This window comes from Bacillus ectoiniformans (assembly GCF_016908875.1).
In the GTDB taxonomy this organism is placed as follows: domain Bacteria; phylum Bacillota; class Bacilli; order Bacillales; family Domibacillaceae; genus Bacillus_BX; species Bacillus_BX ectoiniformans.
Genome location: NZ_JAFBES010000001.1, coordinates 529,028 through 551,318 on the forward strand (window position 1 = coordinate 529,028; position 22,291 = coordinate 551,318).

Below are 22,291 nucleotides of genomic sequence, written 5' to 3' on the forward strand. Positions count from 1 at the left end.
TGCCTTTAGGTTATTTGATCTTTTGACCCGAGCTCCTAGCCCGTTTTGCTAGACAATACGAAAAGCAAAAGCCGTTCGCCCAGGTGTGAGACTAAATGCAAGGTAGAATCAGTGGTTTTCGAGGTATATCAGCGACTTTGGCGGCTTTATCGGTAACTTTTGCAATATATCAGCGACTTCACCACTTTTATCGGCAACTTTTGCAATATATCAGCAACTTTACCGCTTTTATCAGCAACTCCAAGTACGATCAATAAAAATAGCCCGTATAACGCAAGCTTTAGCTTTTGTTATACGGGTGTTCTCATTAGTTTATCACTGAAGTCCTCTGGTGCCTTAATAATTCCTTAATAACATACCCTACTCCATTTTCGTCATTCGACCTTGTTACCCACTGGGCAGCCTCCTTTACTTTAGAATCGGCATTCCCCATGGCGATACCGATTCCTGCATCTTGCACAGCTTCAAGGTCATCTTTAGCAGAACCAATCACCGCAATTTCAGAACGGTTAATGCCAAGTTGTTCCGCTAAATATAAAATTCCATTCCACTTCGACACACCGAGAGCAGTGATCTCCATTTTATAATCGTCCTTCATGATAATAGACACGTCATCATATATGTTTCTCATCGCTTTCGCTGCGTCTTCAGCTGTTTGTTTTTGAGAGAACGTTACATTAATTTTTAATGGAGAAATTTGCTCTTCTAATAAATGTTCCGTGAGTGATTCCACAAAGTACTGGGAATACAATAACTTCTGCGTGCGCTGCCACACATTCCTTTTGACTAGTGTCGATTTTTTCGCTTTATTGCTGACTGAGAACTTTTCATTTTCTAATGTGATTTGACAATCAAATGATTCTAAAAACTGAACCAATTCAAACGTATTCTCTTCAAGGATTCTTTTCACATACAACGGTTTATCCGGCTCTGAAGCAATATATGCACCTTGGTGAGCCACTAGAGCACTATCAATTTTTAAAGCCTTTGCTACTTTTCTGACCGCTGAATATTCTCGGCTGGAATATAGACATACTGAAACATTCTTTTTTAGTGCATAATCAATTGCGTCTTTTGTTGACTTGTTAATTCTTCCATTGCTTTGCAAAAGTGCCCCATCTATACTTAACGCTACTAATCGATAAGCCATTACTGTTCCTCCTCTATTGAAACCTTTTTATACAATTATGTGAGAGAAACAGGCTTTAGAACTAAAAAAGCTGCTCTCCATGCAACCTCATCCCTGCTTACGGAGGGTCTGATTGCGAATGAGAACAGCTTTGTGCTATATGATTATTCTGCTACATTTCCGTACATTTCTTCTAACGGCTTCATGATAATTTTGTTTAAATCAGCGATCGTCATGCCCATACGCTGTTCAGCTTCCATTAGTTTAGAAATTTTCTCATGCTGCTGCACTAATGCGACAGTTTTTTGAGCTTGCTGCACTTCTTCTTCTGTGATTTCCTGTCCGGACATTTGCTTCTCTTGAAGTCTCATTTGCACTTCACGGAAGTTAGCAAAGATATTGCTTGCTTCTTGATCGTTGTTTACCTCATCATACAATTTCTTCAGGTTCATGTAGTCATCACTTTGACGCAAACCCTTTTCAAGTTCATAAGCTAAATCGAATAAATTAACTGCCATTATACTTCCTCCTCAAATCTTTAATGCCCTCACTTTAACAAACTATGCGATAAATTGAAAGAATAATCATGTAAACAATACAACAAACATCCCTTGTAATAACCCGATAGCCCCGCCTAATACTGCTCCAAGCAATGTAATCATTTTTAACTCCCTGCGTGAAATTTCAAGCACCATTTCTTCAAGGCGTTCTAGGGAGAAGGTTTCGACTTGCTGGCGTACAATTTCTGCAATATGCAGTTTCTCCATGACCACAGGTATTTTTGAAGCAATATAATGACCGCCCTTTTTGACGATTTCAGGAATGACATGATGAATAATTTTTTCTTCAAACGGCAAAAGAAAATCAGAAACTGGGCGCTGGAATAACGATGCCAAATCCAATTGGCGAATGACGAATTTTTTTCCCTTTTCAAGTGCTCGTTTATCAGAGAAATGCGTAAGAACATCCTCCCATTTCCACTCCGATAATTTTTTCCATTCGTTCATTAATAGAGTATCTATCAGCTCTTTGGTGCCGGGACTTCTAAGAAACTTAATGATTTCAGGCTGAATTTTATCCTCTAATGAAGTATTGCCTAAAATCATTTGCAGCATGTTGCCGAGTTTTCCCCATTCTGCTAAGAAGTCATCCGTCATCTTCTTTACGCGCTGTTTTCCTTCGATGCTTGAAAAATAATCAATACCTTTAGTCAGGATATAGTCCGACACTTCCGGTATTTTCACTTCAACTTTATCCAGCCATTCTGCCGGCAATGATTCTTTAACCGTTTGGTGGATGTAGAAGTTCTTAATTCCATCATACTTTTGATCAATCCAACGCTCTACCCACTGCTCCGTTTTCAGTTCAGCTTCTTTCACATCAACCTTATATAATAAACTAGAGAGTGATTGGTCAGCTGCAAGGAATGGTTTGGCTTCCTTTTGCAAGAGCGTGATCATTTCTTTTTGAAAGTCTGGCTCAGTCAGTTTGCGTTCAATACTTTCGGGAGTAAGCAAGTATTCTGCAACCATTTTTCCTAACTGATCGGCTAATTCACCGCGCCGTTTTGGAATTAGTCCTGGTGTAAAGGGCAATTGCCACTTTCCGATATAAAGTGGTCTATAGGGCCGAAATAGCATTTTAATGGCAATGGAGTTGGTAATTCCCCCGATAGCCGCTCCAATTATGACCATAAAAAGGATTAGTAAAAAAATATTCAATTTATTGCTCACCTTCCATTAATTTGTGACTCAATAGCTGATTATATCACTTATCTACTTTCTTAATTATAATGACAACCCGTAATAATTAGCAAATTTTGTCCATTTCACTGTTTTTATCATGTTAAAATAAATGAAAGAGGTGATGAACTTATGCTGTTACATTTTCAATATAAACCGCTATACGAGTCGAAAAAAATTCCTGGATGGACTTTTTCCTTTTTTTACAAAAATACTGCCTACCATGGAACTTATCACGGAAACGGAACCATTGAGTGGGGTCAGACCCCGCCGAGTGAACAGGAAAGACAATTGCTTGAAAAGCAAATACATGAGCTGATGGTATTCCACGTATATGATTAATGTATAATCGCCTTCTTTACGCTGCATATTAAATTGTAAAGGAGGTTGTTTGTATGAATAGAGAACAACAAAATCTTTCCTTTCTGCCTGACACTCATTTTGAAGGCAAAGACAAAGCATATTTAGACATTGATCGTATGATTAACGAAGGGCTTTCCGGCGGATCCGTTCATATGAGGGATACCCAAGTAACTTCTAATATTGAAGAAGCTTTAACGTTTAGTGAAGAAAGCCCGCCAATTCAACAATAACTAAAAAAATCCCCTTGATTTCTATTTGAATTCAAGGGGATTTTGCTATTAACGGCTTTTCACAATCATATTCACTGCTTCTTGAATGGCCTCTTCTGCACTTTGACCGCTTTCATTCGCCTCTCGAATACAGCTTTCTAAGTTTTTCGCTACGATCAGACCAATGGATCTGTCTACAGCAGATCGAATGGCTGAGAGCTGCGTAACTACATCCTTGCAATGCTTGTCTTCATCAAGCATTTTTATGACGCCTCTCATTTGTCCTTCAATGCGTCTCAAACGGTTTTTAATATCCCGATTATTGTCCATCATTACACACCTCAATCTTTTTCCTCTAACTAGCTATTTTAACGCTAACAGTCGAATTCCGCAAATACACTTGTGACTATTATAGCATACGCTTAACTAAAACCTGTACGGAAGTCCACTCGCACCTTAGATAAAAGGAAATAACTACCGATTAAAACTTTTGAATAAACTTAACAAAACAAAACATAATAGTAGTACAAGCAGCAACACAAAGCGCCACACAACTTACTCGATGGGCTTAACCAGAAGTCCTGGACGCAATAAAACTTGCGGGCTGGTGCAATTCCAGCAAGTCCAACCAAAAAATAAAACAACAGGAGATGACAAACATGGCAAACACAAATCGCAGCAACAACACAAACGAATTACTAGTAAACGGAGCTCAACAAGCAATTGACCAAATGAAATACGAAATCGCTCAAGAATTCGGCGTACAACTTGGTCCAGATGCTACAGCTCGCTCAAATGGTTCTGTTGGTGGAGAGATCACTAAGCGTCTAGTGTCTATGGCTCAGCAACAAATCAGCGGTTACCAACAACAATAATCGTTTGACACACAACTTTATATGAGATGGCTTGAGCCCCTGACTATTCAGGGGCTCACTTTATGTTATCGTTATTTCTTTAGATTTACCATTTGTGATGGGTTGATCCATTCATCATATTGCTCTGCTGTTAAATACCCTGTTTCTAAAGCTGCTTCCTTTAATGTCAATCCTTTATTATGAGCTAGTTTGGCAATTTCAGCGGATTTCTCGTAGCCAATATGGGGGTTCAGTGCTGTGACAAGCATCAGTGATCGTTCCATGAGCTGCTGAATGGTTTCTAAATTGGCTTCAATGCCTGAAGCACATTTTTCATCAAAGGATCGAATTCCGTCACTAAGTAAACGAATCGATTGCAGCGTGTTATAAATAATAACTGGTTTAAATACATTTAGCTCGAAGTTTCCTTGGCTTGCCGCAAAACCGATCGTGGCGTCGTTGCCAAAAATTTGTGTGGCTACCATAGTTAAGGCCTCGCTCTGAGTCGGATTGACTTTTCCAGGCATAATTGAGCTGCCCGGTTCATTTGCCGGAATAGAAATTTCTCCAATTCCGCTTCTTGGACCACTTGAAAGCCAGCGGACATCATTGGCAACCTTCATTACATCAGCAGCCAGAGCTTTTAATGCGCCATGGAAATAGACGATTTCATCATGGCTCGTTAAAGCATGAAACTTATTGTCAGAGGATACAAATTCATATCCCGTTTGTTTCTTTAACTGCTCCGCCACTTGATCACCAAACTCCGGAGCCGCATTAATTCCCGTACCGACTGCCGTACCTCCTATTGCTAAATTCAACAAATACTTCTGAGATTCTTCAATCATTTGACTGCTTCTCTCGATCATCGTTCTCCACCCAGAAATCTCCTGTCCGAGCGTCAGAGGGGTCGCATCCTGTAAATGCGTTCTGCCGATTTTAATCAATTCCATATATTCTTTTTCTTTATCCTGCAATGTTTGTTTAAATTGATTTAAGGCTGGCTTTAATCGTTTCTCCACCTCAGTATAAGCAGCAATGTGCATAGCTGTCGGGAACGTATCATTGGAGCTTTGCGACATATTTACATCATCATTTGGATGGATCGCCCCCTCAAGCTTCGCCAGTTCATTTCCCCTTCTAGCGACCACTTCGTTCACATTCATATTCGATTGCGTACCGCTTCCTGTCTGCCAGACACTTAATGGAAAGTGTTTATCCCATTTTCCTTCCAGCACTTCATCACACGCTGCAATAATTCCCTCTGATTTTTCCTTAGCTAGTTTGCCGCTTGCACTATTAACAACGGCTGCGGCTTTTTTTAAATGGGCAAACGCATAGATTAACTCCAAAGGCATTTTTTCAATTCCTATTTGAAAGTTCTCCTTGCTTCTTTGCGTTTGAGCTCCCCAATATTTCTCACTCGGAACCTTCATTTCACCTAATGTGTCTCGTTCAATGCGGTAATCCAAATTTATTCCTCCCCATTTAATCATTTACTATTTCACTGTTCCCCTTCTTCTAGCAAAACATTCCTGTCATGTTATGATAATAAAAACAAAAAGGCAGGAGTCGAGAAGATGAATATTTGTTTATTCGGAGCAACGGGACGTGTCGGATCAAGCATCTTGCAGCGATTGTTAAAAGCAGACCACCAAGTGACATGTCTAGTCCGTTCTCCCCAAAAAATGGCATACAGCCACCCAAACCTTACGTTGATTCAAGGAGATGCGACGAGTGATTATTATGTGATGGAAGCAATGGATTCAGCAGAAGCCGTGATGGTCGCTTTAGGCAGTGACGGAACGAACACCATCTCGCAATCGATGCCGCTGATCCTAAAATCAATGCGAAAAAAACAGATCAAACGTTTAATAACCATTAGCACCGCAGGTATCTTGCAATCTCGGATAGAACCTGCCAAATATCGCTTTCAAACATCCGAATCTAAAAGAAAAAGTACAAAGGCCGCAGAAGATCATTTAAAAGCTTACTTAATGATTCGTCAATCTGAAATGGTTTGGACCATCATTTGTCCGACTTACTTGCCTCTTGGAGAAGAAAGAGGTCATTACCGACTGGAAAAAGAGCATCTTCCATTAAACGGAAAAGAAATTACAACTGAAGATACAGCTGCATTTGCTTGCGAGCAGCTTGTAGATGAAGAATATATTCAAACGAGAGTCGGTATTTGCTACTAGCCATCCAGAACAAAGATTTTAAAACGTATACTCACTGAAAGGCTAATATATTCCCCGAGCAGTTCATCGTACTTTTGAACAGAACAAAAAAGCTGACTCAACCAGTCACTTAGTAACGACCGGTTGAGTCAGCCTCCATTGGTTTATTTAATCAAACCTTCTTCTTTTAGAAATTCTCTTGCTACATCTTTGTAACGTTTTTTCTCTAAATCCACTTCGGCATTCAGCTGCTGCATTTTTTCATCATCAATTCGTCCCTCTAAAAGGTTTAACACGTCTTTTAATTCAGGATGCGCTTCAAGCACTTCTCCTCTGACCATTGGAACGGCGTAATATGGCGGGAAGAATTGCTTGTCATCTTCAAGGACCTTTAATTTAAATGCAGGAATTCTCCCATCTGTTGTGTACGCATCAATGACGTCTACTTCGTTATTCTTAATCGCGCTGTACATGATTCCCGGATCGAGTGTTTGCGTGCTTTTAAAATTTAAACCATACACTTTTTGCAAGCCGGGATATCCATCTGCTCTTTCAAGAAACTCAGGCTCAGAGCCAAATCTAAGTCCAGAAGCATGCGGCGTTAAATCCGATATCTTTTCGACTCCCAATTTTTTTGCATCTGCTTCTCGAATGGTCACAGAATAGGTGTTGTTAAAACCAATCGGATCTAATAACTGCAAATTATACTCTTCATCTAAACGCTTTTTAACATAGTCATATACATCATTAGGGTCGTTGCTATCCGTCTTCTCTTTCAAGTAATTAAGCAAAATTGTTCCTGTATACTCAACTGAAAGATCATACGAACCTTGTTTCATCCCATCAAATACAGGAGCTGAACCGCTGATAAACGATTCATAATTCACCTCTAAATCCGTCTTTTCTTCAATTAATTGTCCGTACACATGAACGAGGATTTCCTGTTCAGTAAAAGACTTACCGGTAATTGTAATTGTGTCATCAGAGATTCTGCTTCCGAAATAGGAATATCCGATTAATGCCGCCACTAAAACCGCCGCTGAAACGGCTGCGATCAGTGTGCGTTTCCTTCCGCTTTTTCCTTTTTTCTGAAGAGCTTCTGTTGAGGCATTGTATTCCATTCGCTTCAGAAAGAAGTCTAAAAGGATGGCGATCAGCGCAGCCGGAATTGCACCAGCAAGGATCAATCCAGAGTTATAGGTCTGTAAGCCACGGAAAATTAAATCTCCTAATCCCCCAGCTCCAATTAATCCAGCAATGGTGGCCACACCGACAATCAATACAGTGGCTGTCCGAATTCCCCCCATGATTACTTTTAAAGCTAAAGGCAATTCGACCATGAAAAGAACTTGTTTATTCGTCATTCCCATTCCCATACCAGCTTCAACTGTCGCTCGGTCAACTCCTAAAATACCTAAATATGTATTTCGTAAGATTGGAAGCAAACCGTAAATGGTTAAAGCTATAATGGCTGGAAGCTTTCCTGTCCCAATGAATGGAACTAAAAACACAAGCAAAGCCAAACTTGGTATGGTTTGAAAAACGGACGTCACACCAATAACCGGTTCGGCAATTTTTTTGTGGCGGGTAAGATAAATGCCAAGCGGCACCGAAATAAGGATGGCGAGTCCAATGGATAGCAAAGATAAATATAAATGTTCTAATACAAGCTGCCATATTTCAGGCCAGCGATTTCTGAATACATCTGACGTTTGTGAAATTAAGTAAATAATAGAAATAAACCTCCCTTCTATACAAATTGATTCGTTACGTGGCGAACAATACTAGCCCGATTGATGATTCCCTTCACCCGGTTTTCATCATCTACGACGACAATGAAACTAAGCGGTGATTTATTAATCATTTCTAAGGCCAATTCTGGATCTTCACTTTGCTGAATCACTGGCACTTCTGTTTTAACCATTTCTTTTAATGTCAATTCTTCGTCAATGAACGACTTTTGCAAATCCCAAATACTTACGACTCCTCCAAACCGTTTATCAGAATCAGTAATGATTAAACTGTCTACGCGTTTTTGACGCATAAATTTAAGTGCTTCAGCTATTCCGCGATTGGGGCTCACTGTTACTGGGGCTGTCATTAATTTCTCCAATGAAGGCAATGACAAAGAATCAGCATCTTGAATTCGCTCTTCGCCAATGAACTGACGAACGAAGTCATTAGCCGGATGCCTTAAAATACGATCTGGTTTATCAAGCTGAACGATCTCTCCATCTTTCATGATACAGATCCGGTCAGCAATCTTTAGCGCTTCATCCATGTCATGTGTAACAAAAACAATCGTTTTATGTATTTCATTTTGCAATCGCACCAGCTCATCCTGAAGCTGCTCACGGCTAATTGGGTCAAGCGCGCTAAATGGCTCATCCATTAAGATAATATTCGGATCTGAAGCCATCGCACGGATCACGCCCACGCGCTGCTGCTGTCCTCCAGATAATTCTGATGGATACCGTTCCCCAAATACGTCAGGTTCAAGGCCTACCATGTGCATAAGTTCATGAACCTTCTTCTGATATCTGTCTTCATTCCATTTCTTTAAGCGCGGCACAAGCGCCACATTTTCCTTAATTGTCATATGCGGCATTAGACCAATTTGCTGTATCACGTACCCAATCTCTCTTCGAAGCCTGACGGGATTTTCTTTTGAGATATCTTTGCCGTCAATGGTAATCGTGCCTGCCGTTGGATCAATTAAACGATTAATCATTTTCATGGTCGTCGTCTTTCCGCATCCACTAGGTCCAATTAAAACAAATAACTCTCCTGGATTAATCACTAAGTTAATGTCTTTTAGTGCTTGAAATCCATCCTTATACTTTTTTGATATATTTTTAAATTCAATCAATAACCTGACACCTCCCTGTATTTACTCCTACCCTAATATCAGAACTAAAAACACAGAATCTTAATATTTTTGTCGATTTAAGTAAAATTTGATATAAAGTTTATTTCCCGTATTGCGGGGAATACTTTACACATAACCAAATATTCGAAGAAATTATTTATCTATAAGAGGTGAAGTTTAATGTTAAGAACAATTCTAATGGTAGTAGGAGCAATTGTTGTTATTTCTTGGATTATCTCCATGATTTAATTCAATAAAAAACGGACGGGGCATCATAGCCTCGTCCGTTTTTTCGTCTTATTTTGGAACGGTCACTCGTTCTTCATATTTACTGATGTCTTCTTCATGGTTTAATGTGACGGCAATTTCGTCCCACCCGTTCAAAAGCATTTCTTTCCAATATGGATCGATATCGAACCCAGCCACAAAACCTTTGCGGTCAGTCAGATCCTGATCTTTTAGATTAATGAATAAGCGATAGCCCGGTTCTTCAGCTTTTTCCATAATCGTTTCGACTTCTTCTTCAGAAAGACGAATAGCCAGAATACCATTTTTCACACAGTTATTATAAAAGATATCTGCAAAGCTTGGGGCTATGACGACTTTAAATCCATAATCCAGCAGTGACCATGGTGCGTGCTCGCGCGAGGAGCCGCAGCCGAAATTCTCTCCTGCCACCAAAATCTGTGCTTGTTCATATTGAAGCTGGTTCATGATGAAGTCTTCTCTTTTATTTCCATCATCATCAAATCGCCAGTGATAGAATAAGAACTCACCAAACCCTTGACGCTCAATTCGTTTTAAAAATTGTTTAGGAATAATTTGATCCGTATCAACATTCGAACGGTTGAGAGGGCAAACAACTCCATTAAATTTATTGATCGCAGCCATTGCTATCCCTCCTTATTGATGTACCCCTGCTAGTTTTCTCACATCTGTAAACTTGCCTGTTACGGCTGCTGCTGCAGCCATTGACGGACTCACAAGGTGTGTTTTCGCTCCATTTCCTTGTCGGCCTTCAAAATTCCGGTTAGATGTCGATGCACATCGTTTTCCAGGAGGTACAATATCATCATTCATCGCTAGACACATGCTGCATCCAGATTCACGCCATTCAAACCCGGCTTCCGTAAAGATTTTATCCAGTCCTTCTTGCTCAGCTGCTTGTTTGACCGTTTGTGAACCTGGTACAACAATTGCTGTAACTCCCGGCTTAACTTGACGGCCTTTAGCAACTTCTGCAGCTGCCCGCAAATCACTAATACGTGAATTCGTACATGAACCGATGAACACATAATCAACTGAAATATCCTCAAGCTTCGTTCCCGCTTGAAGGTCCATATAATCAAGTGCTCTTGCAATAGATTCTTTGTCAGCTTGGCGTTCATAGGATTCAGGATCTGGAACTGTCGCGCTGATTCCGCTTCCCATAGAAGGATTGGTTCCCCATGTTAATTGAGGTTCAATGTCCTCTCCATTGATTTCAAGAGTTTGATCATAAACGGCGCCTTCATCTGTAGCAAGTGAAAGCCAATAGTCCGCCAGCTTCTCAAACTCTTCTCCATCAGGAACGTGACGGCGGCCTTTTAAATATTCTACTGTTTTTTCATCGGGGCTAATTAAACCTGCACGCGCTCCGGCTTCAATTGACATATTACAAACGGTCATACGCTCTTCCATGGACAGATCTCGAATGGCTTCACCAGTATATTCCATAACATATCCAGTTCCAGCATTCACACCGTATTTCGCAATGATGGCAAGAATTAAATCTTTGGCAGTTACGCCGAAACCAAGCTTGCCATTCACTTTAATTTGAAGCGTCTTCGGTCTCGCTTGCCACAAAGTTTGTGTAGCCAATACATGTTCCACTTCACTTGTGCCAATTCCAAACGACAAAGCACCAAATGCGCCGTGCGTTGATGTATGGCTATCACCGCAGACAATTGTTTTTCCTGGCTGTGTTAGTCCAAGCTCTGGTCCAATGACATGAACAATCCCTTGGTCAGGATGGTTAATATCAGATAATTCGATGTTAAATTCCCGGCAGTTTTTTTCTAGTGTTTCCATTTGAATCTTAGAAATCGGATCTTTTACAATATGACGGTTAATCGTCGGAACATTATGATCCATCGTTGCATACGTTAAATCCGGGCGGCGAACTGGACGCCCTTGCATGCGAAGTCCTTCAAAGGCTTGCGGAGAAGTCACCTCGTGGACTAAATGAAGATCAATGTATAATAAATCCGGTTTCCCTTCTTCTCTTCGCACCACATGATTTTCCCATATTTTTTCAATAATTGTTTTTGGTGTCATGTACAGCCCCCCACTTGCTTTTTTTAAAAAAGCGGGATTCCGCTTCTTTGCCAAAAACCTTTGTTCCTGGTTTTAAGCTACATACATAAGAAACGGAATCCCCACATCATTTTTAATTAGCATTTTTTTATTACATGTATGCGCCCATGATAGAAGAGATCGCAGATCCTTCTTCTACACGCTGGATAATCAACTCAATCATTTGATCAGTATTTACTACTGTGCCTCCTGCACTTTGCAGATCACTTGTACGATAGCCGGCGTTAAGGACTTCTTGTACAGCCTGTTCAACTGCCTCTGCTTCTTCACGCAGATTAAAGGAGTATTTCAGCATAAGCGCGGCAGACAAAATCATCGCCATCGGATTAGCTTTATTTTGTCCGGCAATATCAGGAGCCGAACCATGGACTGGTTCATATAATCCAAAACCGTCAGCTCTAAGGCTAGCAGATGGAAGCATTCCTAAAGATCCTGTAATCATGGATGCTTCATCACTTAAAATATCACCAAACAAGTTTTCAGTAACAACGACATCAAAATCTCTTGGACGACTGACAAGCATCATCGCCGCTGCATCTACATACATATGCTCAACTTCAACTTGAGGATAAATCTTCGCTTTTTCTTCTACAATCTCACGCCACATCCGGCTTGATTCAAGCACGTTGGCTTTATCGACTGATGTTAATTTCTTTTTGCGGACAGCCGCTAATTCAAAGGCTTGATCCACAATTCTTTCGATTTCTTCTCGTGTGTATTGAAGAGTATCAATGACGACATCCTCTTTTTCACCGCGCCGCTCACTCGGTTTTCCGAAATATAAGCCGCCTGTCAGTTCACGAACAATCATTAAATTTACATTTTCTGCAATTTCAGGCTTCAATGGTGATGATTGCAGCAAGCTTTGAAAAGCGAGAATTGGACGTAAATTCGCAAATAAACCTAATTCTTTTCGAATTGCCAGCAGTCCTCTTTCCGGACGCAGATGAGATGGCAAGTGATCCCACTTCGGTCCTCCTACCGCCCCTAATAGTACGGCGTCACTTTGCTTACAAAGTTCGAGCGTTTCATCAGGGAGAGGGGTGTTAGCTGTATCAATGGCAGCTCCTCCGATATTGGCATATTCTACTTCAAATTCATGGCCGAAACGCTGTCCGACTGCTTTGAGTACAGCAGCAGCTCCTTTAGTGATTTCGCGGCCGATCCCATCTCCTGGCAATACTGCAATTTTCTTTTTCACGTGTACCCCTCCGTAACATCAAATGTGAGCTTTTTCTTTTTGCTGTGCTTTTAATGATAATATTCGGTTTACTGCATTTAGATAAGCGCGTGCAGATGCTTCTAATACGTCCTGCGCTGTACCTCGTCCGCTGATTTCCGACTCTTGGAATCGAATACGAACATACACTTCAGCTAAGGCGTCTCGACCGCCGCTGACAGAGTTAATTTTGTAATCTAATAATTTCACTGGTCCATCGATAATTCGCTCGATCGTATTGTAAATCGCTTCAACACTTCCTGAGCCTGTCGCTGCTTCGGTTACTTGGCTTCCATCAGGAAGAACGGCAGCAATCGTAGCAGTTGGAATATTTTCTGTGCCATATTGTACTTGAATGCTTGTAAGCGCATATTGGCTGACATCCGTTGCTTCTGTTTGCTTATCTGCCAAAATGGAGAACAAGTCTTCATCGGTAATTTCTTTCTTCTTATCAGCCAAATCTTTGAAGGTTTTAAACGCTTCATTTAATTTGTCTTCCACTAGTTCAAACCCAAGTTCAATCGCTTTATTCTTAAACGCATGGCGTCCAGAATGCTTGCCAAGAACGAGCTTATTAGAAGAAACGCCAATTAATTCCGGTGTAATGATTTCATACGTTGTTTTTTCCTTCAGCACACCATCTTGGTGAATACCGGACTCATGAGCAAATGCATTATCACCAATAACTGCTTTATTCGCCGGTACAATCATTCCAGTCAATTTGCTGACCAGATTACTTGTACGCTTGATCTCATTTAATTTCATCCCAGTGGTAGCTTGATAGAAATCATTTCGGATGTGAAGAGCAACAGCTACTTCTTCAAGTGCCACATTTCCTGCACGCTCGCCAATGCCATTGATTGTGCCTTCTACTTGACCTGCACCACCTTCAATCGCTGCCAGTGAATTCGCTGTAGCCATTCCTAAATCGTCATGGCAATGAGCCGAAAGAATGGCTTTATCAAGGTTCTTGATATTACTTGTTAAGTAAGAAAATAGCTCTTTAATTTCTTTAGGAGTAATATAGCCGACTGTATCAGGAATATTAACAACTGTTGCTCCTGCATCAATCACAGCTTCTGCCACTCTTACTAGAAATTCCGGTTCTGTTCGGCAGGCATCTTCTGCAGAGAACTGAACTTTAGCAAACTTTTCTTTTGCATACTTCACGGCTTCTACCGCACGCTCAACGACTTCATCTTGCGTCATCTTTAGTTTATATTCACGATGGATAGGTGAAGTCGCAATAAACACATGGATTCTCGGCTCAGCCGATCCCTTTAAAGCTTCCCACGCCGCGTCAATATCTCCTTTATTCGCACGAGCAAGACCTGTCACAGAGCTATTTTTTATTGTATCAGCGATTAACTTTACAGCCTCTAGGTCGCCTCTTGAAGCGGCTGGGAAGCCCGCTTCAATGACGTCTACTCCTAATCGTTCTAGCTGTTTGGCAATCTCTAATTTTTCAATTGTATTTAAGTTAACGCCAGCTGACTGTTCGCCGTCTCTTAACGTTGTGTCAAAGATTTCAATTTTTCGCACCAGCTGTCACTTCTTTCTTCGTTTGTTTTTTGACGAATGGCATCATTTCACGAAGTTCACGGCCAACTACTTCAATTGGATGTTCTTTTTCAGCCGCATTGATCGCTGTATATTCCGGACGATTTAATTGATTTTCTAGCAACCAGCCTTTTGCGAATTTACCAGTTTGAATATCTTCAAGGACTTCCTGCATGCGCGCTTTTGTTTCTGCCGTTACTACGCGTGGACCTGATACGAAGTCACCCCACTGAGCTGTGTCAGAAATAGAATATCTCATTCCTTCTAATCCGCCTTCATACATTAAGTCAACAATCAATTTCAGTTCGTGCAAGCACTCGAAGTAAGCAACTTCTGGCTGGTATCCAGCTTCTGTAAGTGTTTCGAAACCAGCTTTTACTAGAGCAGATACGCCTCCGCAAAGTACTGCTTGCTCTCCGAATAGATCTGTTTCTGTTTCTTCTTTAAATGTTGTTTCTAAGATACCAGCACGGCCTGCTCCTACGCCTTTTGCATACGCTAGGGCAACATCTTTCGCTTCGCCTGTTACGTCTTGGTAAACTGCGATCAATGCAGGAACGCCTGCTCCTTCTTCGTATGTGCGGCGAACTAAGTGACCTGGTCCTTTAGGAGCTGCCAAGAATACATCTACATCACTTGGAGGAACGATTTGGTTAAAGTGAACGTTAAATCCGTGTGCAAATGCTAGTGCTTTGCCTGCTGATAATTCAGGCTCGATTTCTGCTTTATAAACAGCTGTTTGATACTCATCTGGAAGCAGGATCATGATTACATCCGCTTTTGCACTTGCTTCACGTACAGATACTACATCAAATCCATCTTGTTCTGCTTGCTCCCATGATTTCCCTGGACGTAAACCAACTACAACTTCTACTCCGCTTTCACGAAGGTTTTGTGCGTGTGCATGACCTTGTGAACCATATCCGATTACTGCTACCACTTTGTTTGATAATACTGCCTCGTTGATATCTCCGTTATAATATACCTTTGCCATTTTTCATCATCCTCCAAATTGTTTTTGTTTTTTTTAGTTTAAAATTGAATATTGCTTCATATCTGTAACTAACCGCTGAGAGCCTCGAGTCAATGCCGTTTGGCCAGTGCGAGATAATTCTTTAATCCCGTACGGACGAAGCAGGTCAATCATCGCTTCGATTTTCTCAAAATTTCCGACAACTTGAATGGTTACGCTGTCTTTAGCAACATCAATGATCGTTGCGCGGAAAGGTTCGATAATTACATTTATTTCAGCGCGAGTTTGCGGTGTCGTAATGACTTTAATCAGCGCAAGCTCGCGAGCAACAACAGCTTGATCGGTAATGTCAGAAACTTTTAGTACATCAATTTGCTTATTTAGCTGCTTGAGCACTTGTTCAATTGTACGATTATCTTCTACATGGATCACAAACGTCATTTTGGAAATGCCTTCTGCTTCCGTAGGTCCGACAGTAATGCTTTCAATGTTAAACTGCCTTCTTGTAAACAGCCCCGTAATTCGGTTAAGCACACCGCTTTGATTTAAAACAGTTGTCGTTACAATGCGTTTCATGGTTTCACCCCAATCATTTCATGAAGCCCTTTTCCTGGAGCAATCATTGGATATACTTTTTCTTTAGGTTTGATGCGGCAATCGATTAGCACCGACTCGCGATCAAGCAAAGTTTCCTGCAATACCCTCTCAGCTTCTTCCTCCGTGGAAACGGAATAAGCGCGGATTCCGTAAGCATTGGCTAATTTAACGAAATCAGGCTGGGAAGGAAGTAAAGATTGTGAGTATCTTTCTTCGTAGAAAGATTCTTGCCACTGCCTTACCATTCCTAATGCTTGGTTGTTATAAATAATGATTTTAACAGGTAAATTGAGTTCAGCAATTAGCCCCAATTCCTGCAGTGTCATTTGGAATCCTGCATCTCCTGCGACAGCCACTACCGTTTCATCCGGATGGGCAATTTGTGCGCCGATTGCAGCTGGGAAACCAAATCCCATTGTTCCAAGACCGCCAGATGTAATCCATTTATTTGGTTTGCTGAATCCATAATATTGAGCCGTCCACATTTGATGCTGGCCAACGTCTGTTGTCACAATGGCATCACCATGTGTCACTTCATGAATCTTCTCCATTAAGCGCTGAGGAGAAATTTCATCTCCATCCTCTGAATTCCATAATGGAAACTCTTTTTTATTCTGATTTAGCTCCATTCTCCATTCTTCAGAGTCTGGTGCAGTCAGCTCAAGCTTTAATAATTTTTTCAGAGCTTCCTTAGAATCTGCCACAATCGGAATTTGTGTTTCTACATTTTTACCAATTTCAGCAGGATCGATATCGATATGAGCCACTGTCGCTTTCGTAGCAAAATGCTGAAGGCTTCCAGTTAACCGGTCATCAAACCTTGCCCCGATATTAATGAGTAAATCTGCATCATATAGCGCCATATTGGCTGTATATGTCCCGTGCATGCCTCCCATACCCAAGAAGAGCGGATGCTCTGCCGGAAATGAACCAAGCCCAAGCAGCGTATTAACGACAGGAATATTTAATTCTTCTGCAAGCGTCAAGAGTTCTTCAGAGGCGTTGCCATGAAGAACTCCGGCTCCCGCTAAAATGACAGGCTTCTTCGCTTTAGCTAATGCATCGGCTAACTTTTTCACCTGTAGAACATTTGGCGAGAAATTCGGCTGATATCCAGGAAGATCAACTTCCGTCACAAAGTTTGGCTCCGTGATGGTCGTTGCTATATCTTTCGGAATATCGATAAGTACAGGCCCCGGACGCCCAGTTGTGGCGATATGGAACGCTTCTCTAATAATTCGAGGCAGTTCTTTCAGATCCCGAACTTGGTAATTATGTTTTGTGATTGGCATCGTAATCCCAATTACATCAGCCTCCTGAAAGGCATCTGTACCAATGACTCCTGTTGCTACTTGTCCTGTGAATACGACAAGAGGCAATGAATCCATCATGGCATCCGTAATACCTGTGACTAAGTTCGTAGCTCCTGGCCCAGATGTGGCGATGACCACACCAGGTTTGCCTGAAACTCTTGCATAGCCTTCTGCTGCATGGATTGCCGCTTGTTCATGTCTGGCTAAGATGTGCCGAATCGGATTTCTATATAATGCATCATAAAGAGGAAGAACCGCACCGCCAGGATATCCAAAAACAACCTCAACATTTTCCTTTTTCAATGATTCAATAAAAAGTTCTGCTCCACTTAATGTGCCTTCTAGCGGCTTGGGTTCCACTTTTACTTTTGGGCTCATTACTTTCTCCCTCCAAATTGTTGTCATTTTAATGTTTGGCAAGAGTGATTGACTTTCTAAAGTTTAAATACAAAAAGAAAAGCCTTCTCATCCCTGCGCCTACTAATCCTATAAGCACAGGGATGAAAAGACTTTATTTCTTTCCACGGTACCACCCTGGTTTATGGCATTCTCACAAATGCCACCTCTTGAAGCTATACAGCTTCTTTTTGATAACGAGTAATAGATACTCGACCGATCCTAATTGATTTCGTTCAGATCAGCACTCAGAGGGGATGTCGCTGTAAGAGGTATTACCGGCTCTCAGCATAACCGGCTCTCTGTGAATACTGGTTTCTTACAACTTTTTCCTCGTCGACGTTTTGGTTATTAAATTTTCATTACTCCGCCTGTATTAGCAGATGTAACAAGTTTTGAATATCTAGCTAAATAGCCTTTTTTGATTTTTGGTTCTGGCTGTACAAAATTTGCTTTTCTTTCAGACAATTCTTCTTCAGATAACACGACGTTCAGCGTGCGGCGTGTTAAATCAATAATGATTTGATCGCCTGTTTCAACAAATGCAATCGGACCGCCTTCTGCTGCTTCCGGAGAAACATGCCCGATAGAAATTCCTCTTGATGCTCCTGAGAAGCGTCCGTCTGTCATAAGAGCTACTTTCTTTTCAAGCCCCCGCCCGGCAATGGCAGCTGTTGGTGCGAGCATTTCCGGCATTCCAGGTCCGCCTTTTGGTCCTTCGTATCGAATGACTACGACATGGCCTTCTTTCACGGTTCCATTGTTGATTCCTTCAAGCGCTTCGTCTTGAGATTCAAAAACAATGGCTTCTCCAGTAAACGTTTTGATCGAAGGATCAACCGCGCCTACTTTAATGACTCCGCCGTCAGGAGCCAAATTTCCGTACAGGATGGACAGTCCGCCCACAGGACTATAAGGGTTATCTTTGCGTCTAATCACTTGATCATTCGTAATCTTCTTATCTTGAACATTTTCATAGACAGATTTGCCTGTGATCGTGATCCTGTCGCGATTTAATGCTCCATCAATTTGACAAAGCTCGTTGATAATGGCGCTGATGCCGCCAGCATTATGAACATCCTGCATTGTATAATCTGATGCTGGACTGATTTTTGATAAGTAAGGAACCCGCTCTGCAATCTCATTAATGCGGTTTAAGTCATAATCAATCTCTGCTTCATGAGCAATTGCTAATGTATGCAGGACGGTATTCGTTGATCCGCCCATTGCCATATCGAGTGCAAATGCATCATCAATGGCTTCTTTCGTAATAATATCTCTCGGTTTAATATCTTTCTTAACCATATCCATTAAGTGATGTGCGGCTTCTTTAATTAATCTGTGGCGTTCATTGGAAGTGGCCACGATTGTTGCATTGCCAGGAGGAGTAACACCCAGCATTTCCATTAGTGAATTCATGGAATTGGCTGTAAACATACCAGAACATGATCCGCATGTAGGGCAAGCGCTCGATTCAATCTCAAGCAATTCCTCTGCCGACATTTTACCAGACTTATGCGCTCCTACTCCCTCAAATACAGAAACAAGCGATAATGGCTTTCCTGTTGAGGTTTGACCGCCTTCCATTGGTCCGCCTGATACAAATACAGAAGGGACATTCGTTCTGGCAGCTGCCATCAGCATTCCAGGAGTAATCTTGTCACAGTTCGGAATATAGAATACTCCATCAAACCAATGAGCATTGATAACTGTTTCCGCTGCATCAGCGATCAATTCCCGGCTTGGAAGAGAATATCTCATTCCAATGTGCCCCATGGCAATTCCGTCATCGACTCCAATCGTATTAAACTCAAATGGAACACCGCCAGCTTCGCGAATCGCTTGCTTCACCACTTCAGCAAATTTATTAAGGTGAACGTGTCCGGGAATAATATCGATATAAGAGTTGCATACCCCAATGAAGGGTTTATGCAGATCTTCTGTCTTTACTCCCGTAGCATATAGCAAGCTGCGGTGGGGAGCTCGATCGATCCCCTTTTTAATCATGTCACTACGCATACTATCTCCTCCAAAAGCACTCCGGTTTATACTAAGATGCTAATTAATTTAATGGTGGTCTCTCATTGAACATTCACTCATTTGTTTAATGAAATGAGAGGGTTGAAAACTCTATTAATTTCACGCTCTAATCTGAAAATTAAGTTTATATTGAGGACAATCATATCCTTCTTTTTTAAGTTGGTCAACACCTTTTTACAAATTTTTTGATAATTAAAATTCTATTAAAAAATTTAACTTTTTTGAAATCGCTTCCAATTCGATAGCTGCTTAATTTTCATTCTTTTCAAAAATTTTCAAGGGGTTGACAAAACCGAATAAATTTCTTTTATTCCCTCTGTACTTTTTCATAAATAAATACTTTTCTTTCGTTGATATTAACAAGCAGTATTACATAAAAAAAGAGCACCTAATAAGGCGCTCCTAAAAAATTTCATTCCATTTATCCACGAGATTATCAAACCAGTCTTTTTTCGATTCTTCTGCAGGCTGCTGTTCTTCGTTAATAGAGTCTACATCAAATGAAGTATCATCCAAGTGCGGAAGGACCTCCTCGATTACCTCCTTAAAAACAGGCACAGCACCATCAGAACTGTTGGTCGTCAAATGGTGAGATTCATCTGCTTTCTCTACTCCCACCCATACAGCTCCTACAAGCGTAGGTGTATAGCCGATAAACCATTGGTCTTTCGTTCCTCTGGTTCCGTCTACTTGCGTCGAACCAGTTTTCCCTGCGATATCTACGCCGGAAGTTTTTGCTTTTTTACCAGAACCTTTTTCAACAACGCGAAGAAGCATGGAAGTCATCTCATCCGACACTTCTTTTGACGTTACCTCTACTTCTTTTGGTTCCCATTTAGGCTTTACTTCTCCATCCGGCCCAATAATTTTTTTAATAAAATAACTTTCTCTTCTAACTCCATCATTGGCAAATGTCGTATAGGCTTCAGCCATTTGCTTCGGAGAAACACCTTTATGCATGCCCCCTAGAGCCAAGCTTAAATTCCGATCTTCATCTTCGGTTGGTATGCCGAGGCGTTTTAAAGCATCCAGACCTTTGGAAATGCCAATTTCATTCAGCAGCCAAACGGTAGGAACATTCAGCGACTTTTCGACAGCTCGATACATCGGTACTTCGCCTTCATATGTTTTTGAGTAATTTTGAGGTTCATATTCACCGAATTTTGTCGGTTCGTCTTTTAGCATGCTTGTCGGTTTATAGCCTTCTTCTAACGCTGGCATAAACGTAACTAGTGGCTTAATTGTCGACCCCGGGGATCTCGTCATTTGAGTGGCATAGTTAAACCCTCTAAACACATGATCTCCTCTTCTTCCTACAATAGCCGTGACTCCGCCTGTTTTTGGATCCAAGAGAATCGCTGCACTTTGTGAGTCTTCTCCGTTAACGGACTTCGGAAAGATTCGTTCTTTTTTATATACTTCTTCTAAACCAGATTGTACTTGCTGATCCATGGCCGTATAAATCTTGTACCCTTTTGTCAGCAATTCATCCTGAGTAAGCCCATAACGCTTAATGGCTTCGTTAATGACTGAATCAGCGTAATGAGGGTATTTGCCTTTCAGCGGATCTCCGCTTCGGTCCTTAAGCTCAGGCTCCTCCTGCTTAGCTTCGCTCGCTTCTGCTTCTGTAATGTATCCGTATTTCACCATTTGGTTCAATACGACATTTCGTCTGGCAATGGATTTATCCAAATTGTTATATGGGCTTAAAGCAGACGGTGCCTTAATAATTCCGGCAAGCATAGCAGATTCACTAAGTGTCAGATCTTCTACCTCTTTGCCAAAATATTTTTTCGAGGCATTTTGCACGCCCCATGAGCCGCTTCCGAAATAAATGGTGTTTAAATACATTTCTAGAACTTCATCTTTCTTATAAACCTTTTCAATCTCAATCGCTAAGAAGAGTTCTTCAATTTTTCTTTTGTACGTTTTCTCTGGTGAGAGCATCGCGTTTTTCGTCAGCTGCTGGGTAATCGTGCTTCCCCCCTGCACAACACCGCCTGAAACAGTATTTTTAAAAAATGCGCGAGTCATTCCCTTCAAATCAAACCCATTATGCTCATAGAATCGGTTATCTTCTATTGAAACGACTGCATGCTGCAGGTTTTCCGGCATTTTTTCTATGCTGACACTCTCTGACCGATTAGCCGACAGTTTACTTGCCACTTCCCCATCATCCGCATACAGAATGGTCGGCTGAGCTAATCCTTTTTGCAAAGATTCGACGTCTGCGGATTTCATAAAGTACACGATAAACCCAAGGCCTAATAAAACGACAATTGAAACCATTAATATGATGATTTGTGTTAAGTGGAATTTTCTCCACATATTTTTAAAAAATCTGCTGACTGCATTCATTGGATTATTTAGTTCCTCCTGAAAAAAACTATTTCTTAAGCATCTTAAATTATTGTAAGGATAATAATCAAGAATGCAATAAAAAAGCATTAAAACAAGTCTGTTTTCATAGTAAAAATCAAAAATTTGTTAAT

Annotated in this window: 20 protein-coding genes and 1 other annotated feature; of the genes, 4 read left to right on the plus strand and 16 right to left on the minus strand. The window is 41.1% G+C overall.

The features are described from left to right. Window positions 1–307: 307 nt before the first annotated feature. From JOC78_RS02705 to JOC78_RS02715, 3 genes are all read right to left on the minus strand, one after another. Window positions 308–1,150, minus strand: a complete 843-nt coding sequence (locus JOC78_RS02705) for a Cof-type HAD-IIB family hydrolase (protein WP_204552758.1) — start codon at window positions 1,148–1,150, stop codon at window positions 308–310. 143 nt (window positions 1,151–1,293) lie between these two features. After that, window positions 1,294–1,647, minus strand: a complete 354-nt coding sequence (locus JOC78_RS02710) for a YlbF/YmcA family competence regulator (protein WP_204552760.1) — start codon at window positions 1,645–1,647, stop codon at window positions 1,294–1,296. A 66-nt stretch (window positions 1,648–1,713) separates the two neighbouring features. Further along, window positions 1,714–2,850, minus strand: a complete 1,137-nt coding sequence (locus JOC78_RS02715; RefSeq protein WP_239586936.1) for a DUF445 domain-containing protein — start codon at window positions 2,848–2,850, stop codon at window positions 1,714–1,716. 153 nt (window positions 2,851–3,003) lie between these two features. Between JOC78_RS02715 and JOC78_RS02720 the strand changes: the two genes are divergently transcribed. Together JOC78_RS02720 and JOC78_RS02725 are read left to right on the plus strand one after the other, a co-directional pair. After that, window positions 3,004–3,213 carry a YheE family protein gene (locus tag JOC78_RS02720; RefSeq protein ID WP_204552762.1) on the plus strand — a complete coding sequence of 70 codons (210 nt, stop codon included), beginning with the start codon at window positions 3,004–3,006 and terminating at the stop codon, window positions 3,211–3,213. A 53-nt stretch (window positions 3,214–3,266) separates the two neighbouring features. After that, window positions 3,267–3,464, plus strand: a complete 198-nt coding sequence (locus JOC78_RS02725) for a hypothetical protein (RefSeq protein WP_204552764.1) — start codon at window positions 3,267–3,269, stop codon at window positions 3,462–3,464. A 48-nt stretch (window positions 3,465–3,512) separates the two neighbouring features. On the opposite strand, the gene JOC78_RS02730 is transcribed toward JOC78_RS02725, so the two are convergent. After that, a complete protein-coding gene (locus JOC78_RS02730; protein WP_204552766.1) occupies window positions 3,513–3,773 on the minus strand; it encodes a metal-sensitive transcriptional regulator in 261 nt (86 codons plus the stop codon). A 329-nt stretch (window positions 3,774–4,102) separates the two neighbouring features. On the opposite strand from JOC78_RS02730, the gene JOC78_RS02735 reads away from it, so the two are divergent. Next, window positions 4,103–4,318, plus strand: coding sequence for an alpha/beta-type small acid-soluble spore protein (locus JOC78_RS02735; RefSeq protein ID WP_204552768.1), 216 nt, complete (start codon window positions 4,103–4,105; stop codon window positions 4,316–4,318). A gap of 71 nt (window positions 4,319–4,389) precedes the next feature. Here JOC78_RS02735 and fumC read toward each other — a convergent pair whose 3' ends face one another. Then, entirely contained in the window at window positions 4,390–5,769 is a 1,380-nt protein-coding gene (fumC, locus tag JOC78_RS02740; RefSeq protein ID WP_204552770.1) for a class II fumarate hydratase, read from the minus strand. A gap of 108 nt (window positions 5,770–5,877) precedes the next feature. On the opposite strand from fumC, the gene JOC78_RS02745 reads away from it, so the two are divergent. Next, on the plus strand, window positions 5,878–6,498 hold the full coding sequence (locus tag JOC78_RS02745; RefSeq protein ID WP_204552772.1) for an NAD(P)-dependent oxidoreductase: 621 nt from the start codon (window positions 5,878–5,880) through the stop codon (window positions 6,496–6,498). 143 nt (window positions 6,499–6,641) lie between these two features. Here the strand turns inward: JOC78_RS02745 and JOC78_RS17590 are convergent, their stop codons facing one another. The 11 genes from JOC78_RS17590 to JOC78_RS02800 all read right to left on the minus strand — a co-directional run bounded on the left by JOC78_RS17590 (window position 6,642) and on the right by JOC78_RS02800 (window position 22,157). Next, entirely contained in the window at window positions 6,642–8,120 is a 1,479-nt protein-coding gene (locus tag JOC78_RS17590; RefSeq protein ID WP_275581987.1) for a glycine betaine ABC transporter substrate-binding protein, read from the minus strand. A gap of 107 nt (window positions 8,121–8,227) precedes the next feature. Continuing rightward, window positions 8,228–9,346 carry an ABC transporter ATP-binding protein gene (locus JOC78_RS02755; RefSeq protein ID WP_204552774.1) on the minus strand — a complete coding sequence of 373 codons (1,119 nt, stop codon included), beginning with the start codon at window positions 9,344–9,346 and terminating at the stop codon, window positions 8,228–8,230. 297 nt (window positions 9,347–9,643) lie between these two features. Further along, window positions 9,644–10,237 carry a 3-isopropylmalate dehydratase small subunit gene (gene leuD, locus JOC78_RS02760; protein ID WP_204552776.1) on the minus strand — a complete coding sequence of 198 codons (594 nt, stop codon included), beginning with the start codon at window positions 10,235–10,237 and terminating at the stop codon, window positions 9,644–9,646. A gap of 12 nt (window positions 10,238–10,249) precedes the next feature. After that, on the minus strand, window positions 10,250–11,662 hold the full coding sequence (gene leuC / locus JOC78_RS02765; protein ID WP_204552778.1) for a 3-isopropylmalate dehydratase large subunit: 1,413 nt from the start codon (window positions 11,660–11,662) through the stop codon (window positions 10,250–10,252). Between the two features lie 130 nt (window positions 11,663–11,792). Then, on the minus strand, window positions 11,793–12,902 hold the full coding sequence (leuB, locus tag JOC78_RS02770) for a 3-isopropylmalate dehydrogenase (RefSeq protein WP_204552780.1): 1,110 nt from the start codon (window positions 12,900–12,902) through the stop codon (window positions 11,793–11,795). An 18-nt stretch (window positions 12,903–12,920) separates the two neighbouring features. After that, window positions 12,921–14,462: a 2-isopropylmalate synthase gene (locus JOC78_RS02775; RefSeq protein WP_204552782.1), complete on the minus strand. Its 1,542-nt coding sequence runs from the start codon at window positions 14,460–14,462 to the stop codon at window positions 12,921–12,923. Further along, a complete protein-coding gene (ilvC, locus tag JOC78_RS02780; RefSeq protein ID WP_204552784.1) occupies window positions 14,449–15,474 on the minus strand; it encodes a ketol-acid reductoisomerase in 1,026 nt (341 codons plus the stop codon). Before ilvC ends, JOC78_RS02775 begins: the two co-directional genes overlap by 14 nt. 33 nt (window positions 15,475–15,507) lie before the next feature. After that, window positions 15,508–16,029, minus strand: coding sequence for an acetolactate synthase small subunit (gene ilvN, locus JOC78_RS02785; RefSeq protein ID WP_204552786.1), 522 nt, complete (start codon window positions 16,027–16,029; stop codon window positions 15,508–15,510). Further along, a complete protein-coding gene (gene ilvB, locus JOC78_RS02790; RefSeq protein ID WP_204552788.1) occupies window positions 16,026–17,741 on the minus strand; it encodes an acetolactate synthase large subunit in 1,716 nt (571 codons plus the stop codon). The genes ilvN and ilvB overlap by 4 nt, the downstream gene beginning before the upstream one ends. Window positions 17,742–17,856: 115 nt before the next feature. Then, window positions 17,857–18,108: a binding site (T-box leader), on the minus strand. A gap of 2 nt (window positions 18,109–18,110) precedes the next feature. Further along, window positions 18,111–19,778, minus strand: a complete 1,668-nt coding sequence (gene ilvD / locus JOC78_RS02795) for a dihydroxy-acid dehydratase (RefSeq protein WP_204552790.1) — start codon at window positions 19,776–19,778, stop codon at window positions 18,111–18,113. A 423-nt stretch (window positions 19,779–20,201) separates the two neighbouring features. Beyond that, a complete protein-coding gene (locus tag JOC78_RS02800) occupies window positions 20,202–22,157 on the minus strand; it encodes a transglycosylase domain-containing protein (RefSeq protein WP_204552792.1) in 1,956 nt (651 codons plus the stop codon). Between the last annotated feature and the right edge of the window lie 134 nt (window positions 22,158–22,291).

Bases quoted from the DNA above. Each gene is read 5' to 3' on its own strand.
- JOC78_RS02705 (WP_204552758.1), bottom strand. From the start codon at position 1,150: ATGGCTTATCGATTAGTAGCGTTAAGTATAGATGGGGCACTTTTGCAA.
- JOC78_RS02710 (WP_204552760.1), bottom strand. From the start codon at position 1,647: ATGGCAGTTAATTTATTCGATTTAGCTTATGAACTTGAAAAGGGTTTG.
- JOC78_RS02720 (WP_204552762.1), top strand. From the start codon at position 3,004: ATGCTGTTACATTTTCAATATAAACCGCTATACGAGTCGAAAAAAATT.
- JOC78_RS02725 (WP_204552764.1), top strand. From the start codon at position 3,267: ATGAATAGAGAACAACAAAATCTTTCCTTTCTGCCTGACACTCATTTT.
- JOC78_RS02730 (WP_204552766.1), bottom strand. From the start codon at position 3,773: ATGGACAATAATCGGGATATTAAAAACCGTTTGAGACGCATTGAAGGA.
- JOC78_RS02735 (WP_204552768.1), top strand. From the start codon at position 4,103: ATGGCAAACACAAATCGCAGCAACAACACAAACGAATTACTAGTAAAC.
- JOC78_RS02745 (WP_204552772.1), top strand. From the start codon at position 5,878: ATGAATATTTGTTTATTCGGAGCAACGGGACGTGTCGGATCAAGCATC.
- leuD (WP_204552776.1), bottom strand. From the start codon at position 10,237: ATGGCTGCGATCAATAAATTTAATGGAGTTGTTTGCCCTCTCAACCGT.
- leuC (WP_204552778.1), bottom strand. From the start codon at position 11,662: ATGACACCAAAAACAATTATTGAAAAAATATGGGAAAATCATGTGGTG.
- ilvC (WP_204552784.1), bottom strand. From the start codon at position 15,474: ATGGCAAAGGTATATTATAACGGAGATATCAACGAGGCAGTATTATCA.
- ilvN (WP_204552786.1), bottom strand. From the start codon at position 16,029: ATGAAACGCATTGTAACGACAACTGTTTTAAATCAAAGCGGTGTGCTT.
- ilvB (WP_204552788.1), bottom strand. From the start codon at position 17,741: ATGAGCCCAAAAGTAAAAGTGGAACCCAAGCCGCTAGAAGGCACATTA.
- ilvD (WP_204552790.1), bottom strand. From the start codon at position 19,778: ATGCGTAGTGACATGATTAAAAAGGGGATCGATCGAGCTCCCCACCGC.
- JOC78_RS02800 (WP_204552792.1), bottom strand. From the start codon at position 22,157: ATGAATGCAGTCAGCAGATTTTTTAAAAATATGTGGAGAAAATTCCAC.